Origin of the sequence: Arthrobacter sp. 9E16 (genome assembly GCF_002929435.1) — a bacterium.
In the GTDB taxonomy this organism is placed as follows: domain Bacteria; phylum Actinomycetota; class Actinomycetes; order Actinomycetales; family Micrococcaceae; genus Arthrobacter_B; species Arthrobacter_B sunyaminii.
In genome coordinates this window covers 208,551-225,230 of record NZ_PJIU01000001.1, presented here as the reverse complement: position 1 = coordinate 225,230, position 16,680 = coordinate 208,551, and the positions used below count along the sequence as shown (strand labels likewise).

Below are 16,680 nucleotides of genomic sequence, written 5' to 3'. Positions count from 1 at the left end.
GCCGCCCGCAGCATCATCCGCCGTAGCCCGTGCCGGGAGCTCCGCCGTAGGGTGCCGGTCCCGCTCCGGGCGGTGTTATTCCGCCGAAGCCGTCACCGGGCTTGCCGCTGTGCCGTCCGGGCACCAAATCCGGGGTGACCCCGGCAATCTCCTGCTCCTTCATCAGGGTGAGGTCAAAGCCCTCGCGCCGAATTCGGAGATCAACATACAGCAGCGAAGTCACCGCGGCCTGAAAGGCGTAACCGATGGCGCTGAAGAAGGTGGTGAGGGCCGCATTCAAGGCAAACAGCGCCACCACTGTTCCGGCATCTGTGCCGGAGCCGCTGCCAAAAGCTCCGGCAAGGCTGGTGATGAGGAGCACCGGAACGCTGATGACCGAGGAGATGATGGAGACCAGAATGGCCGTCAGCGCAAGGATCCCGAAAGAACGCCAGAAGTTGCGGTTGGTCAGCTGCCAGGAACGGCGAAGCGACGCGAAGATCCCCGCGGGTTCCAGGACCAGTGCCGCCGGAGCAAAGGCCAGCTTGACCCCCAGCCAGACGAACACGGCGATCAGGGCCAGGAAGCCCAGAATCAGGACAGGAACGCCCGCTGCGCCGAGGACACTTACCAGCAGTCCCACCAGCACACCGAAAACCGCGAGCCCGATAACGAAGGCCACGGTCAGCAGCAGCCCCATTCCTGCCAGCGCAAGCAGCCGGGAGCGGCAAAGCCTCCACGTTTGCGCGAAACCGGTCTTGAGATTCAGGATGGACCGCGCCAGGGGCACCACCAGCACTCCCTGCAACAGCAGGACTCCCACTACGGAGATAACACCCAAAAGGGACAAACCGGTCACGGACCAGGCAGCGTTCGACTCGACGGACTCAAAGTCGGTGTCGTCGAAGTCCGGACTGAACAAGGCATCGGGCACAAGGCTGCCGATAAACAGGTACGTCAGTAGTGAGATGACGGCCTGGATCAGCAGTGCCGTTCCGAACGTTGCGGCAGGGTTCTTCCGGCAGGCCTGGAAAGCACCGTCCAAAAGCTCGCCCAGGCCGAGAGGCCGCAGCGGAATGATGCCGGGTTTGGGCGGAGGCGTCCAGCCGCCCTGCGGCAGGGCGCCGGGGAACCCCCAGGGCTGGTTGGGCTGGTGGGGCGGGAAGCCGCCGGGCTGGTTCCACTGTGTGCCCGGCTGGTTCCACTGGTTCTGCTGCGGGGGCTGGTTCCACGGGTTTTGCGGCTGCGGGGGCTGGTTCCACTGCGGCGGCTGCCATTCCGGGGAGCCGCCCGGACGCGGCGCCGGCGGGATGCCGGGGATCCCGCCGTCGTCATTTTGCTCCCGCGGATCTCCGCCGCTGTGATTGTCCTGACCCAAGGTGTCCCCCCAAAAGAGTTGTTTGGCCTTATCCCACCATAGTTCCAGAGCAGTCCGGACAGCCCCTGTAGAAATAGCCGGAAACTCCGTCCCTTAGGATGATAGGGATATTGCCAGCTGTCGCGGTGTCCCGGGACGCACCCGGGGAACCACCTTTTCCGGACAGCGGGCTGAAGCGCGGTGCAGGCACCGGGCAGCCGGAAATTCGTCCGGCACCGCAACGATGGACCGGTGTGAGAAGTCATCCGGGGACAGGGAGATATGAAGGCACGCATTCTGGTCGTGGATGACGACGAAGCACTGGCCGAGATGATTGGCATTGTGCTCCGCAACGACGGGTTTGAGCCTGTCTTCTGCGCGGACGGCTCGAAGGCTCTAGAGGTCTTCCGCAGTTCCAAGCCGGATCTGGTCCTGCTGGACCTCATGCTGCCCGGCATTGACGGCATCGAGGTGTGCCGCCAAATCCGCGGTGAATCCGATGTTCCCATTGTCATGCTGACTGCGAAGTCTGACACGTCCGATGTTGTGCGCGGCCTGGAATCGGGCGCGGACGACTACGTGCCGAAGCCGTTCAAGCCGGCAGAGCTCGTGGCCCGCGTGCGTGCCCGCCTGCGTCCCGGCGACACGAAGTCCCCTGAAACGCTCAGTATCGGAGAAGTCACCATCGACGTCGCCGGACACGTAGTGACGCGCGGCACCGACATCATTTCGCTGACCCCGCTGGAATTTGACCTCCTGGTGGCCCTGGCCCGGAAACCCTGGCAGGTTTTCACCCGCGAAATGCTGCTGGAACAGGTGTGGGGTTACCGCCATGCCGCGGATACCCGGCTGGTCAACGTCCATGTGCAGCGGCTTCGTTCCAAGATCGAGCGCGACCCCGAAGCACCCGAGATAGTTCTGACGGTGCGTGGTGTCGGTTACAAAGCCGGTCAGAGCTAGGCGCTCGCGGACTGCGGTCCTGAAACATGACATCCTGCCGGTGGTACTGCGGACGCTTCGGCGTCTCCGCAACGGTTTGCGAAAAGCGACGTTCCACCGGGTTGCCCGCCTCTGGCGGCGTTCCATGCTGTTCAAGACTGTGGTCTCCACGCTGCTGCTGGTGACCCTTGCCTGCGGCGGCGTGGGTGCTTTCCTTTCCCACCAGATTGCCGGCGCGCTTTATGAAGAGCGGCAAAACCAGTTCCAGTCCGAAGCCACAGCCGGACTGATTTCGGCGAAGGAAAACTTCCGGACCACCGCGGCAACTGACCGTGAAGGCACTGAACGGCTCGTCTCGAACACCCTGTCGCTGCTGGAAGGGCAGGGCGCCGATGCACGGCGGCTGTACCTTCTCACGCCCCTGCCGGACCAGGAACAGAACCTGTTCGTCTCCCAAACGCTCGGAGAAGGCATCACCGCCGGCAGCATTCCGCTGGCCTTGAGCGAGTCCGTGAGCAGCATCAACGTCAACGAGGACCTGGACACCATCCACTGGTCCCCGCTCGCGCTCTCCCATGGGGAGCCCGGCCTGGCTTTTGGCACCAAGGTCACGCTGCCGCCGGACAGCGCCGAGTACGCGCTCTACCTGATTTACGATCTGTCGTCCATGCAGCACACTCTCGATGACATCCACCGCATCATGTGGATCGCCGGCGGGCTGCTCATGGTCATCATCGGAACCATCGCATGGCTGGTCACCAAGGCCGGTGTGGGCGCCGTCGGTGACGCCGCGGCGGTGTCTGAGAAACTGGCAAACGGTGAGCTGCAGGAACGCATGGTGGTCAAGGGCGAGGATGACGTGGCGCGTTTGGCTGCGTCCTTCAACCGCATGGCCGCCACCCTCCAGGACCAGATCACCCAGCTGGCCCAGCTCTCACGCATGCAGCAGGTCTTCGTTTCCGATGTTTCCCACGAACTGCGCACCCCGCTGACCACGGTGCGGATGGCTGCCGAAGTGCTCTACGACGCGCGGGACGGCTTCGATCCGATCAGCAAACGGTCCACAGAACTGCTTTACCACCAGGTCGAGCGCTTCCAGGCGCTGCTGGCGGACCTGCTGGAGATTTCCCGGTTCGACGCCGGTGCCGCGTCACCGGATCTGGAACCCACCGACATTTTCACCGTGGTGCGCGACGTCATCGACGCCACGGAACCGCTGGCCCTGAACATCGGGTCCGAAATCACGGTGGTCTCGAAGGAAGTCAGCTGCATGGTGGACGCTGATCCGCGGCGGATCGAGCGGATCATCCGCAACCTGGTGGTCAATGCCCTGGAACACGGCGAGGGGCAGCCCATCGAGATTGCCATCGGCTCCAACGTTGACGCCGTCGCGGTTGCCGTCCGCGACCACGGCATTGGCATGACCGACGACGAAGCCTCCCGGGTGTTCGACCGTTTCTGGCGTGCCGATCCGGCCCGTGCCCGGACCACGGGCGGCAGCGGACTTGGCCTCTCCATCGCCGTCGAGGACGCGCTGCTGCACGGCGGCCTGCTTCAAGCATGGGGGCGACCCGGAGACGGAGCCTGTTTCCGTCTCACGCTGCCCCGCCGGCACGGAGTTCCGTTCTCCGATTTCCCGGTGCCGCTGTCGCCGTACGACGGCGCCTCCGGGACCAGGGCACTGGCCGCACCTGCACCTGTCACACAGGAGATGAACGATGAAGGGTAACAGTCCGGCCCGCCAGCGGCCGTTCGCACGCCTGATCCTGATGGCAGCACTGGTACTGGCTGTGCTGTCCGGATGCTCGTCCATTCCCACCACAGGCCCGGTGGGAACAGCCTCTGCGGACAGTGACGGCAGTTCGCTGGTAGACACCTTTGCCGTGGCTCCGCGCGGCCCCGGCCAAGACGGGGGAGAAACGCCGGAAGAAATCCTGCAGGGCTTCATCACTGCGGGAACGGGGGCCGCAGACGACTACAGTGTTGCCCGCGAGTTCCTCACCGACAGCCTCGCCGACACCTGGAACCCCACCGACCGTGTGCTGATCTACGGCGCGGATCCCAACATTGTGGCGGCGCGGGACGGCAACACCTACTCCATTCAGCTCGAAGTGGTGGGCGCCCTCGATGCCCGGGGAATCCGCACCGACAAGGCATCAGGCACCACGGAAACCCTCTCCGCCTCCATGGAGCAGGTGGACGGGCAATGGCGCATCAGCGCCATTCCGCACGGCATCATGATGTCCGAAGTCAATTTTTCCTGGCTGTTCCTTTCCCACAACCTGTACTTCTATTCGAGCAACTTTGAGTTCTGGGTGCCGGACACGCGCTGGTTCGTGCAGAAATCCGGAATCGCCGCCAATGTGGTCAAAGCAATGCTCGAGGGCCCGGCTCCCTACCTTCAGGGGGCCGTAAGCAGCGCATTCCCGGCGGGCACCGCGCTTGCCCGGGATGCTGTGCCTGTGGTCTCCGGGGTGGCCACCGTGGATCTTTCCGCGGACGTCCTGCAGGATTCCAGCGACCTGAACCGGCAGCAGATGGCCCTGCAGCTGCAGCAGAACCTGACCCACCTCAACAACGTGAATACTGTCAGCATGACCGTCAACCAGCGGGATGTGGATCTCGGCAAGGAAAGCGGCGCCCTGGTGGAGGCCGTGGCGGACCCCGAAGCGGGAAGCACACAGATAGCCGTTTACGAGAACGAACTGGCCTACTTCAAGGGAGTGGAACCACAGGCCATCGAGGGCATCCCGAGCGTGGCGGAGTATGGTCCCCGGGATCCGGCCCTGTCATTGGACCTGGCCACCATTGCGTTCCTCAACGCCGACCGGACCTCGTTGTTCCTGACGGGGCCCAATCAGGAGGTGCGAAAAGCGGCCGACGGCGCGTCCCTGACCGCGCCCAGCATTGATCCTGAAAAGTGGACCTGGACTGCCTCGAACGCCGGAACGGCCGCTCGAATCCTGGCCCTGCCGCCGGGCGGCGACGCAGACCAAATCCTGACGCTGTCCGTTCCGTGGCTGGACGAGGCAACCATTTCCGAGCTTCGGATCTCACGCGACGGTGCACGCGCGCTGCTGGTCACGAACTCCGGCGGCAGCAGCCACGTCCTGGTGGCCGGCGTTGTTCGGGATGCGGGAGGGGTTCCGAAAACCCTCACGACTCCGCTGGAACTCGCTGTTACCACCGAGTCAGGTTCGGGAATTCCGGCAACACAGCCGGTGGACCGCGCCAAGTGGGTCTCCGAGGATGCCATTGCAGTCCTGAAGACCTCTGCCGAAGGCCAGGTGACTCCGCTGATCCTCAGGCTCGGTGCGGATCCCGAGCCTCTGGCCGGTCTGACCGGGATTACCGGTCTGAGCGTCGGCAAGGGTGAGCAGGAAATCTACGTACAAACCCAAGCTGCAATGTACAAACGCATGGGTAACAGCTGGTACGAGGTGGGGGAGGGGCTGCTGGATCCGGCGTTCCCGGGGTAGGCGCTCCTGCACAGGCCGGTGCCCGCGCCGCTTATCCACTGCCGGGCCGTTTCGCCCAGCTTCGGCGCAGATCCAGGCGGATGCTGGGCGGATGAGCGTGTTTTCCTGCTGTTCGGACCTGGCCCGCCGTGCTGACCGGTGGCGGCTTCAACCATGGGCAGCCTCGGTTGGAGCCGCGTGGGCAGACCTGCTGGCGGTGCTCCTGCCAACGTCCTGCGTGGTCTGCGAAACCGCGGATTGTTCACTCTGCCCCGGCTGCCGCCGCGTGGTCCGGCGCAGCGGAACGCGCCCCTACTATGCACAGGACGCAGCGGAACTGCTGCCCGGCAGGGAAAACTCGGCGGACAGCGCCCAGGGGTTGGAGGCCGATGAGCCGGCGCCGCTGCCCGTCATCGCTGCCGGCCGCTATGCCGGCAGCCTGGCGAGAGTGCTCCTTGCCTATAAGAACCACGGCCATACTGATCTCGCGGATGTGCTGCGTCCGATGCTCGCCGGTGCACTGCATCAAGCCGCGGCCGGCGTCGGCGGCCTGATGGGCAGTGATAACACCGAGATCGTCCTGGTCCCGGTCCCCGCAACGGGGCGTGCGCGCCGCCGGCGGGGCTACAACCCGCTTGGCATGCTCCTCTCCACTCTCCAATCCAAGAGTCTCCTGCCGGCCGGAACAGCCCTGGAACCTTTGGTCAGATTCAGAGGACGGCGTCCACGGGACCTTGTGCGTCCCTCCGCCCCGGCTGCGGCTGCCGGCGGAGTGCGAAGCCAAAAGACACTGGGACGCAGCGGGCGCCGCAGAAATGTTTACGGGACTATGACGGCCGGGGAGAAAGGGTCGCTGGCCGGAACACGATGCCTGGTAGTTGATGACGTCCTGACTACCGGGGCAACCATAGCGGAAGCCACTCGTGCGCTAAGGGCTGCTGGAGCGCGGGTTGAGGGCGCTGTTGTACTGGCTGCAACCACAGCACCCTCATGTGACGCATCTAACACAAGGGAGGATCCTAATCCAGTTTCCGGCGTCTTGGGTAATCGGAATGTCCGGAGGTGAATAACGTCCGGCAGTGATCTAACGTGTTGGTATGGACAGCTTCAAGAAGCGGAGCTGTCCTGCGGCAGCGGTCGCAAGGGTTTTGGCAGCGGCCGTTGCTGTGTCACCGAAATCTATTGGAGGGCACCATGGAATTCATGATCAGCGGACGCAACGTTGCAGTATCCGACCGGTTCCGGGAGTATGCCGAAGAACGAATCGCCAAGGTGGAAAACCTGGCGAACAAGGTCCAGCGTGTTGATGCGCGCGTTACCAAGCAGCCCAACGTCCGTGAGGCCGACAGCTCTCTCACCGTGGAATTGACCGTTGTGGGCCGGGGACCCGTGGTACGGGCCGAAGCCACCTCCGGGGACAAATTCGCAGCCTTCGACCTTGCCTATGCCAAGCTCCTTGAACGCCTGCGCAGGGCCAGCGACCGCCGCAAGGTCCATCATGGCCGCCATACCCCGGTAGCAGTACGGATTGCTACCGCAGACCTGGACACGGTCAGCACCAGCGAACCGCTCCATGTTCAGCTGGAAAAAACCGCCGCTGAGGCTGAAGCTTCGGCCGATGCCGTGACCGAAGAGAACGATGCCGCGGAAGCCGCGGATGACTGCCCTGTATTGATCCGGCGCAAGGTTTTCCCGGGTGCCCCCATGAGCCTTGACGATGCCGTGGACAACATGGAGCTGGTCGGCCACGATTTCTATCTCTTCGTGGATTCCGCCACCGGAGCACCTTCGGTCGTGTACCGGCGCCGCGGCTGGACCTACGGCGTGATTACGCTCGATTCCCGGTGCGCGGAGGGCGCTGAGGACATCAAGGAAGAAATTCGGCCTTACCGCGCGTCTGCCGGGTCCGCCAAGACCGCCTGACGCAGTGAGCGCCTGACAGGCGCTCACCACCGTAATGCAGCAAAAGGCCTCCGGAGCAGCTGGACGTTTTGACGGTCCACCGGCCCGGGGGTCTTTTGCTGCCGGCAGCAGGTTCCCGCCATGGACCTAGGATGGGGCGTATGAAAACCACCCTCACGCTCAGGCAGGCGCGGCTGGCAGCGCTTGGGGCGCAGGGGTTGGTCAGGCGGCGGCCGGAAAACCCTGCCGGCAGATCGGTTGAGCGGACGCTGCAGAGGCTGCAGCTGCTGCAGATCGACTCTGTGAACGTCCTTTCCCGAAGCCACTATCTACCCCTTTTCTCACGGCTTGGTCCCTATGACACCGCCATCCCCGACAGACTGGCCTCCCGGGCGCCGCGACGGATGGTGGAGTATTGGGCCCACGAGGCCAGCTATATCCGCCCCGAACTTTTCGCGGATCTGCGGGCGGTCCAGCGACGCGTGTGGATGACGGCGCACTCCCTTCCCGCCGAGGTGCGGAACAGGCTCAGCGAAGAAATTATGACGGTCCTCGACGGCGGTCCGCCTCTGACCTCCAGGGAGATTGCACTCAGGCTCGACGGAGGGAAGGCCAAGGGCTCCGGCAACTGGGGCTGGAACTGGAGCGCTTCCAAGCGGGTGCTGGAGGACCTTTTCGCGGCCGGAACCATCAGTTCCGCCGGGCGTACGCAGCAGTTCGAGCGGCAGTACGCTCCAACGGCCTCCGTGCATCCCGCAGGAGAAGCTGCGCTGGAAGCCTCCGATCCGCAGGAAGCGGTGCTGCGTCTGACCGAGCTCGCGGCCCAGGCGCACGGCGTGGGCTCCGTGCGCTGTTTCGCCGATTATTTCCGGCTTCCGCAGCGCGACACCGCCACCGCCGTCGCTGACCTTGTCCGTTCCGGGACACTGCGCCCGGTGCAGGTGGCGGGCTGGAACACGCCGGCCTACCTGCATGCAGACACCGTCATTCCGCGCCGCTCCGCGGCCCGTGCCCTCCTGAGTCCCTTCGATTCCCTGGTGTTTGAACGGAAACGGCTCGAGGCCCTCTTTGGCTTCCGCTACCGGCTGGAGATCTACATCCCGCTGCCCAAGCGCCGGTACGGCTACTATGTGCTGCCGTTCCTGCTGGGAGAACAAATCGCGGCCCGGGTGGATCTGAAGGCGGACCGGGAGAGAAGGGTCCTGCTGGTGCAGGCTGCCCACCGGGAACCGGACGCACCGGCCCACACTGCCGTTGAGCTTGCCGCGGAACTACGTATGATGGCAGATTGGCTGGGGCTTGAGGACGTTATTGTAAAACCGTTGGGGAATCTTGCGGAGGAACTGAAACTGGCAGTATGCCGGGAATAGCCCCGCTGCGGGAATTCCGGCACCTTGCCAAACGTCTCTCACGTAGACTGGGGACGCCAGAATTAGGCAACACTAGATTGGGAGCAAATCAGTGGCATCACTACTCGAACGGGTTCTTCGTACAGGCGATAAGAAGACGCTGAAGACGCTGCGCAACTACGCCGATGCGATCAACGTGCTCGAGGACGAGTACAGGGGCATGTCCGACGCCGAACTCCGGGGGGAGACAGAACGCTTCAAGGAGCGGTACGCCGACGGAGAGAGTCTGGACGATCTGCTCCCGGAGGCTTTCGCCGCGGTGCGCGAAGCCGCGGGCCGGACCTTGGGAATGCGCCACTTCGATGTCCAGATGATGGGTGGTGCTGCACTGCACCTGGGCAACATTGCCGAAATGAAGACCGGTGAGGGTAAAACCCTCGTGGCAACGGCGCCTGCTTACCTGAACGCCCTGACCGGCCGCGGTGTCCACATTGTGACTGTCAACGACTATCTGGCCGAGTACCAGTCGGACCTGATGGGCCGTGTCTTCCGTTTCCTGGGCATGACCAGCGGCTGCATCCTGTCCAACCAGGACCCGGCCACCCGCCGCGAGCAGTACAACGCGGACATCACCTACGGAACCAACAATGAGTTTGGCTTCGACTATCTGCGCGACAACATGGCCTGGAGCGCTGCCGAGCTGGTTCAGCGCGGCCATCACTTCGCCATCGTCGACGAAGTTGACTCCATCCTCATTGATGAGGCCCGCACACCGCTGATCATCTCCGGTGCAGCGAGCGGTGACGTCAACCGCTGGTACACCGAGTTCTCCAAGGTGGTGCAGCGGCTGAAGCTGGACACCGACTATGAGGTGGATGAAAAGAAGCGCACGGTTGGTGTGCTGGAAGCCGGCATTGAGAAGGTCGAGGATTACCTCGGGATTTCCAACTTGTACGAGTCCGCCAACACGCCCCTGATCGGTTTCCTGAACAACGCCATCAAGGCGAAGGAACTGTTCAAGCGGGACAAGGACTACGTGGTCCTCAACGGTGAGGTGATGATCGTTGATGAGCACACCGGGCGTATCCTTGCGGGCCGCCGCTACAACGAAGGCATGCACCAGGCCATTGAGGCCAAAGAGGGCGTGGCCATCAAGGCCGAGAACCAGACACTGGCCACGGTGACGCTCCAGAACTACTTCCGGCTTTACGAAAAGCTCGCAGGCATGACCGGCACGGCCGAGACCGAAGCCGCCGAGTTCATGAGCACCTACAAGCTGGGCGTGGTGCCCATCCCGACCAACAAACCGATGTCCCGCATCGACCAGTCGGACCTGATCTACAAGAACGAAATCGCCAAGTTCGACGCCGTTGTCCAGGACATTGCCGAGCGCCATGCCGCGGGCCAGCCCGTGCTGGTGGGTACCACGAGCGTGGAGAAGAGCGAATACCTCTCCAAGCAGCTGGCCAAGGCAGGCATCCGCCATGAGGTCCTCAACGCCAAGAACCATGCGCGTGAAGCCGCAATTGTGGCACAGGCCGGACGCAAGGGCGCCGTCACCGTAGCGACCAACATGGCCGGCCGAGGCACCGACATCATGCTTGGCGGAAACGCTGAGTTCAATGCCATCGCCGAGCTGGAACGGCGCGGACTGGATCCGAATGAGAATCCGGACGAATACGAAGCCGCCTGGCCTGACGCCCTCGAAAAGGCGCGGGAAGCCGTGGCAACCGAGCAGCAGGAAGTCATCGACCTCGGGGGCCTGTACGTGCTCGGCACCGAGCGGCACGAGTCCCGGCGCATCGACAACCAGCTGCGCGGACGTTCCGGCCGCCAGGGAGACCCGGGGGAGTCACGCTTCTACCTTTCGCTCACTGATGACCTGATGCGCCTGTTCAACTCCGGTGCCGCGGAACGCATCATGAACAGTTCCTCGATGCCCGACGACGTCGCACTCGAGTCCAAGCTGGTTTCCAAAGCCATCCAGAACGCCCAGGGACAGGTCGAGGGACGCAACGCCGAGCAGCGCAAGAACGTCCTGAAGTACGACGACGTCCTCAACCGCCAGCGCGAAGCCATTTACGGCGACCGCCGCCGGATCCTGGAGGGCGATGACCTGCAGGAGAAAATCGGATTCTTCCTGGAGGATGTCGTGACTTCGATCGTCAACGAAGCCACTGCCGAAGGGCACGGCGACGATTGGGACTACGAGCAGCTGTGGACCAACCTCAAGACCCTCTACCCGGTGGGACTGACCATTGACGAGGTCATTGAGGAAGCCGGCGGACGCTCCAAGGTCACCCGCGAGTTCCTGCAGGAAGAGATTCTCTCCGACGCCAGGCTCGCCTACCAGGCGCGGGAAGAGGCATTGGGCGCACCGGCGATGCGTGAACTGGAACGCCGGGTGGTCCTGTCGGTAATTGGGCGCAAGTGGCAGGAACATCTCTACGAGATGGACTACCTGAAGGAAGGCATTGGCCTGCGGGCGATGGCCCAGCGTGATCCACTGGTGGAATACCAGCGCGAAGGGTTTGTCATGTTCCAGACGATGACCGAAGCGATCCGGGAGGAGAGCATCGGATACCTGTTCAATGCCGAGGTGAAGGTCAACCAGCCGTCAGCGGACGTTCCCGCAGCGCTGGCCGGGCTGAAGGATGGGCGGTCAGTGGTTGGCCAGCCGACCATCACCGCCGCCGGGCTGGAGGCTCCGCAGCGCCCCGCCAGTCTGCAGTTCTCAGCCCCGAACAGCGAGGGCGGAGTGGAAACCCGCGTGGAGCGGGCCACCTCGGACAAGCCGGGGAAGCCGGAAGGCCAGTCGCGGAAGGGCGGAAACTCCGCCCCGAAGAAGAACAAGCGCCGCAAATAGGTCCGAAAACCTCCGGCGGGCCGCTTAGGCGATCTCCAGGACGGTGATCTTCCAGAGTCCGCGCCGCAGCTCTATACGCAGAGCCGCGGCGCGGACTCTGTTTTGTTCTGCCGCTACGACAGATGCTTCGTAGACCCCCTCCGAAACAGGGCATAGCCGGCAGCAGCGGATCACAACCTGCCGGTGCAGGCGCAGCGGCGCGGGAGCGGGGGTTCCTCCCCGGGTGTTCCTGCGGCCCGCAAGCGCCGCTTCCCTGCTGCGAACGAGGTTAGCCCGCAGCTGAAGCCGTTCGTAACTTTCCGGATCCAGCCAGCGAACCATTTGCTGCAGCGGACGGGTTCCGCCAAGCACTTCCAGCGCGGCCTGGGTGACGGATCGTGCGATCGCGTCCACCCGTGCGTCATCAACCGGGTCGCTGTGCCAATGCTGCTGCTCCAGGGGTTCCGGAGCCGGCACTGCCTCGGAGCAGTCAGGCTGCGCGGCGGGGCGCGGACGCAGCTTGACCGGAGGCGCACCCAGCGGCGCATAGCCGGTAACGGGAATTCGGTGGACGGTGAGCGGACGGGGCGCGCCGGAAGCGGCAGCCAGTTCGCCGGCTTCTTCTTGGACGGGAAACGTGATCACGGTGGTCATGGAACTGTCCTTTCCTGCAGGCTGCTCCACGGAGCGGCAGTGATTGGATGTACGTAGAAACTGGTGGTTCACGCAACCGCGCTTGTTACTGCCGGGGAACTTCCGGGACTTCCGGAACTTCCAAAATTTGACCGGGAAGAATCAGGTCGGGATGATCACCGATGATCGTCCGGTTGAGCTCGTACCAGCGGGGCCAATGGGCAGCGATCTGGGTGTCAGTGGCGAGAGGGCCTAGCTGGGCCGCGGCCAGGCTCCACAGCGAATCGCCCGCCTGGACTACGGCCTGCTCCGGGGCGTCAGACCGGCCCGGACGGATAAAAACGTTCTCTGCGGACGGCGCAGTTCGCGGCTTCCAGTGCGCAGAGGGCGGCTCGCCGCTCTGGTCTGCCTCCGCTGCAGCACTCAAACCGTCCGCCGGTTGCTGAGGGTCCGTTCCTGCGCGCAGCTGCGCGGTTGGTTCCCACTGGGGATGAACCGCAGCGTCACCCGGCCGCTGCAGTGCGGAGATGCTTTGCGGCGGGCTGGCGGGAGCGAAGGATTCAGCGGCAGCGGCTGCTCCCATCCCGGAAACGAGGTTCAGCCCGATCGCGGCTGCGGCCAGCCGTTTCATAAACGAGGGGGCCAGGGCCCCCGCGGCGGCTGCGGCTGCCGCGTGCCCCGCCTTGTGCAGTACTGCGGATACCACAGCCAGGATCATTCCCAGACTCCACCACAGGGCGACGACGAGGCCGAAGGCGGCGGCGGCGAATCCGGCGGCGTCCTGCAGGGAGGAAACGGAACCCCTGAACAGAGTTGCCGGGTCCGGCCGGGTTGCCAGTCCAGCCCAGATCAGAATTGCTGCCGCAGCCCCGACGGCGGCAAAAGTGAGCAGGTCCTTTCCATGGTTGCGCACAGCTGCCTTCCTTCCGCCGTCGCTGACCCGTTGGATGACCAGGTCAGCCGCTATCCGATGTTGTTTGATGTCATTTGGTGTTGTTTGATGCGGTTTGAACTCAGTAACTTCGTTTGGTGGGACTTGTCTACAGGTCCGGAAGCAGTGTGTCTAGGGTGATTTGGAGAATGTTTGTCGCGCTCTGCACTGGGTGACATCGATGAGAGCCGTTAGCCTGTGCACATGCGATGGGATGCCCTTTTTGCCGACATGGAGGCCCAACTGGCTTCCGCCCGGGATGCTGTCCAGGAATCCGAGGTTTCGGAACGGCTCCGGACGGACTTTGCCGGAATGGAGCTGTCGGGACGGCTGCAAAGCCAGATGGGCAGGCCGCTGAAAGTGGATCTTGGGCTTCCCGGATCCTTTCAGGGAGTACTGAGCCACGTGGGCCGCGGTTGGCTGGTCCTGGAAGGCGGCGGACGATCGTCCGTCATTGCCCTCGCTCACACGGTGTTCATCGCTGGAATGGATCGTTTCTCCACCTCCGGGGCACCCGTGCCCCGGTTAGGTCTCGCATCCGCGCTCAGGGGATTGTCCCGGGACCGTGCGTCGGTACGGGTCTATCCGGCAGGACAGCCGCCGGCTGCAGCCTTGGACGGCAGCGTGGACCGGGTGGGCAAGGACTTTTTTGAGCTGTCGCTAATACCCCGCGGAGAAGCGCGCAGGCAGGAAAACGTGCGGGGCGTTTACGTAGTGCCCCTGCAATCGGTCGCCGTCGTCTCTTCGTAAGGGCTACTGCTTGGCAGCCTGACCCTGGGACGCTTCCTCGCGAAGACCGGAAGCCGAACGGCGGTACGCGTCGGCAATGAATTCTTCGAGGACCCGTGATTCCACCCGCCACTGGCCCCGTCCTCCGATCTGGATGGCCGGCAACTCTCCGGAACGCACCAGGGCGTACGTCTGTGACGAGGATATGTTCAGCACCTCACCGACATCAGCCAGTGTCAGGAACCTCTTTTCATCCACGTTTCTACCTCTGTATTCCTCGGGCGCGTGTTCCTGTTCCAGAACGCTGCCATTAGTCTCCCATCTCCAACGCCGGGATGGGCAGGTTATCCACACTTTGAACTTTTCGCAGAAACACCGTGTTCTTCCACGGAATTGTGGTTAACAATGGCACCGATTGCCAATCCGGAGCTCTGCAGCCCGGATTCCGGTGCCACCAGGGGGAAGAATGAGTCTCGCAACAAGCATGCAGGCGTCCGCGCCGCGTCTGAAAAAACCGTCGTGGAAGGATCCCCGGCTTCTGCTGGGAATACTGCTGGTGCTTGCCTCAACGGCAGGAGTCGTTGGGCTTGTCGGTGCAGCGGACGAAACCACCGATGTGTTCGCCGTTGAGGAGGCGATCCCGCTGGGAACACGGGTCACCGCAGAGGACTTCGCGGTGGTACCGGTTCGGCTCGGCGAGGTTTCAGGGGCCTATCTGCCGGCGGCAGACGGCATTCCTGAAAACATGGTGGCTTCGTCCCTGCTGAGGAAGGGCGAACTGCTTTCCCGGGCGGACCTGGGCAAAGCGGATGAGCTGGACCGGAAGCCGGTGGGCCTTCGCATTGATGATCCGTTGCCGGCGGGAACCGAGGCGGGGTCGCGGGTCGATGTGTGGGTTTCCATGCCGGATGAACGAAACGGATTCAAAGAGCCCAAGCAGATCCTGACGGCAGCAGAAATCTCCGAGCTCAGCGTTGACGAATCCGTACTGGGAGCCAACCGCGCCATGCAGATACTGGTTCTCGTAGAGGATGACGACCTCCCGTCGCTGCTCAGCGCCCAGTCCAATGGCGCCAAGATTTCGGTGGTCCTCAACCCGGCTGCCGGGTCATGAATATTCCCGTCGTGACGGTGGGCAGCGGCGTCGGGAACCTTGTGCAGGACCTGGAACGGCTGCACGGGCCGGTCACCGTGGTGCGCCGCTGCGCCGAGCTGCCCGAACTGATTGCAGCGTGCCAGAGCGGGATAGCGCGGGCAGCCATCGTGTCCGACGACGCCGGAGAAGTCACTGCGGCACTGGCAGAGCGGCTGGCGGCATCGGGTGTGGCACTGCTGGTGCTGGCAGATGAGGAGGGTGCCCTGCGCCGCCTTGACGCACTGAACATCGTCCATGCACCAAGGGGCTCGGCGCCCGAGATGCTCTCTGACCTCGTCGCGGATGCAGTGGACCGGATGAAAGCCGGCGGCGGTTCTTCCGTTCCGGCCGATCCGGCGGCAGCTTTGGACACCTGGGCGGTGGAAGCCGACGGCGGGCGGAGCCGCAGCACGGGGACGGCGGAACAGGCGCCGGGATACCGCGCGGCAGGGAACAACTGGGAAGACGGACAGGAAAGCGTGCCCGGCGGCGGCCGCGTGGACGGTTCGGTGATTGCAGTTTGGGGTCCGGCGGGAGCACCGGGCAGGACCATGCTTGCAGTCAACTTGGCAGCGGAGGCCGCGGCGGCAGGTAAAACCGTGCTCCTGATTGATGCGGATACCTACGGTTCCTCTGTTGCCGCACACCTTGGCCTTCTTGATGAATCCGCAGGGGTGGCCCAGGCCTGCCGTTTAGCGGATCAGGGACTTCTGGACGTTGATTCCCTGCTCCGCAGCACCCTCAGCGTGTCGATGAAGGGGGAGCGGCTGCTGGTGCTTACGGGCATCACCCGGTCTGACCGCTGGATCGAGCTGCGCCCCACGGCGCTGGGCCTGGTGGTGGAACAGGCACGAAAGGCAATGGATCTGATCGTCATCGACTGCGGGTTCAGCTTGGAGGCCGATGAAGAGCTGAGCTTCGACACCATGGCCCCGCGGCGGAACGGCGCCACACTGCGGGCCCTTGAACTTGCTGACACCGTCTTTGCCGTCGGTTCAGCGGATTCAGTGGGGGTGCCCCGGCTCGTCCGGGCCCTCACCGAATTGGAATCCGCTGTCCCCGGGTCGGCCCCGAAGGTGGTGCTGAACAAGGTCCGTGCTTCCTCCGTGGGGCGTTCCCCCGAGCGGCAGCTGCGTGATGCCTGGGAACGCTTCGGTCCGGGAATCCCGGTGACGGCTTTCCTCCCGGCAGAGTTCGCCACGGTTGATGCGGCGCTGCTGGCGGGATCGGCGCTGCTGGAAACGGCGCCCTCATCGCCGCTGCGACACGCGATAGCAGCGCTCGCCAACGTGCGGGTCTCCACTCGGCGGCGTGCCAGGAAGGCGGCGGCCGCGGCAAAGTGACCTTTTCTTTCTTGCGGGATAGGCTCGGGTAAGGCCATCCGCAAAGAAGCGGGTCGCAAAGAAGGCTACAACGGAGGCGT

The 16,680-nt window shown here is 63.9% G+C and carries 15 protein-coding genes; 10 read left to right on the top strand and 5 right to left on the bottom strand.

Translation table 11 applies throughout. From position 1 onward, the window contains the following. Positions 1-13: 13 nt before the first annotated feature. The gene (locus CXR00_RS00995; RefSeq protein ID WP_104052553.1) at positions 14-1,357 is read right to left on the bottom strand and encodes a glycerophosphoryl diester phosphodiesterase membrane domain-containing protein; all 1,344 of its coding nucleotides are present in this window, start codon (positions 1,355-1,357) and stop codon (positions 14-16) included. A 261-nt stretch (positions 1,358-1,618) separates the two neighbouring features. On the opposite strand from CXR00_RS00995, the gene mtrA reads away from it, so the two are divergent. From mtrA to CXR00_RS00980, 3 genes are all read left to right on the top strand, one after another. Further along, the gene (gene mtrA, locus CXR00_RS00990) at positions 1,619-2,296 is read left to right on the top strand and encodes an MtrAB system response regulator MtrA (protein WP_104052552.1); all 678 of its coding nucleotides are present in this window, start codon (positions 1,619-1,621) and stop codon (positions 2,294-2,296) included. 124 nt (positions 2,297-2,420) lie between these two features. Continuing rightward, a complete protein-coding gene (mtrB, locus tag CXR00_RS00985; protein ID WP_104052551.1) occupies positions 2,421-4,004 on the top strand; it encodes an MtrAB system histidine kinase MtrB in 1,584 nt (527 codons plus the stop codon). Then, a complete protein-coding gene (locus tag CXR00_RS00980; protein WP_104052550.1) occupies positions 3,994-5,754 on the top strand; it encodes an LpqB family beta-propeller domain-containing protein in 1,761 nt (586 codons plus the stop codon). The genes mtrB and CXR00_RS00980 overlap by 11 nt, the downstream gene beginning before the upstream one ends. A 241-nt stretch (positions 5,755-5,995) precedes the next feature. Here CXR00_RS00980 and CXR00_RS18470 read toward each other — a convergent pair whose 3' ends face one another. Beyond that, on the bottom strand, positions 5,996-6,394 hold the full coding sequence (locus CXR00_RS18470) for a hypothetical protein (protein WP_258060237.1): 399 nt from the start codon (positions 6,392-6,394) through the stop codon (positions 5,996-5,998). On the opposite strand from CXR00_RS18470, the gene CXR00_RS18765 reads away from it, so the two are divergent. The 4 genes from CXR00_RS18765 (at position 6,287) to secA (ending at position 11,850) form a co-directional block, all read left to right on the top strand. Continuing rightward, positions 6,287-6,799, top strand: a complete 513-nt coding sequence (locus tag CXR00_RS18765; protein WP_368783691.1) for a ComF family protein — start codon at positions 6,287-6,289, stop codon at positions 6,797-6,799. The genes CXR00_RS18470 and CXR00_RS18765 overlap by 108 nt on opposite strands. Positions 6,800-6,927: 128 nt before the next feature. Then, complete coding sequence (gene raiA, locus CXR00_RS00970; RefSeq protein WP_104052548.1) at positions 6,928-7,656, top strand: ribosome-associated translation inhibitor RaiA; 729 nt, start codon at positions 6,928-6,930, stop codon at positions 7,654-7,656. Positions 7,657-7,796: 140 nt separating this feature from the next. After that, a complete protein-coding gene (locus tag CXR00_RS00965; RefSeq protein ID WP_104052547.1) occupies positions 7,797-9,005 on the top strand; it encodes a winged helix-turn-helix domain-containing protein in 1,209 nt (402 codons plus the stop codon). Positions 9,006-9,096: 91 nt separating this feature from the next. Further along, positions 9,097-11,850 carry a preprotein translocase subunit SecA gene (gene secA / locus CXR00_RS00960; RefSeq protein ID WP_104052546.1) on the top strand — a complete coding sequence of 918 codons (2,754 nt, stop codon included), beginning with the start codon at positions 9,097-9,099 and terminating at the stop codon, positions 11,848-11,850. Positions 11,851-11,874: 24 nt separating this feature from the next. Here secA and CXR00_RS00955 read toward each other — a convergent pair whose 3' ends face one another. Beyond that, positions 11,875-12,483 carry an Rv3235 family protein gene (locus tag CXR00_RS00955; protein ID WP_104052545.1) on the bottom strand — a complete coding sequence of 203 codons (609 nt, stop codon included), beginning with the start codon at positions 12,481-12,483 and terminating at the stop codon, positions 11,875-11,877. Between the two features lie 85 nt (positions 12,484-12,568). Further along, on the bottom strand, positions 12,569-13,375 hold the full coding sequence (locus tag CXR00_RS00950) for a LysM peptidoglycan-binding domain-containing protein (RefSeq protein ID WP_104052544.1): 807 nt from the start codon (positions 13,373-13,375) through the stop codon (positions 12,569-12,571). 222 nt (positions 13,376-13,597) lie between these two features. Here CXR00_RS00950 and CXR00_RS00945 point away from each other — a divergent pair, with 222 nt between their 5' ends. Further along, positions 13,598-14,143, top strand: coding sequence for a hypothetical protein (locus CXR00_RS00945; protein ID WP_104052543.1), 546 nt, complete (start codon positions 13,598-13,600; stop codon positions 14,141-14,143). 3 nt (positions 14,144-14,146) lie between these two features. Here CXR00_RS00945 and CXR00_RS00940 read toward each other — a convergent pair whose 3' ends face one another. Beyond that, positions 14,147-14,380, bottom strand: coding sequence for a helix-turn-helix domain-containing protein (locus CXR00_RS00940; protein WP_104052542.1), 234 nt, complete (start codon positions 14,378-14,380; stop codon positions 14,147-14,149). Between the two features lie 208 nt (positions 14,381-14,588). On the opposite strand from CXR00_RS00940, the gene CXR00_RS00935 reads away from it, so the two are divergent. After that, positions 14,589-15,236, top strand: coding sequence for an SAF domain-containing protein (locus tag CXR00_RS00935; protein ID WP_104052541.1), 648 nt, complete (start codon positions 14,589-14,591; stop codon positions 15,234-15,236). Beyond that, positions 15,233-16,600: a chromosome partitioning protein gene (locus tag CXR00_RS00930; protein WP_104052540.1), complete on the top strand. Its 1,368-nt coding sequence runs from the start codon at positions 15,233-15,235 to the stop codon at positions 16,598-16,600. The genes CXR00_RS00935 and CXR00_RS00930 overlap by 4 nt, the downstream gene beginning before the upstream one ends. The last annotated feature ends 80 nt before the right edge of the window (positions 16,601-16,680 follow it).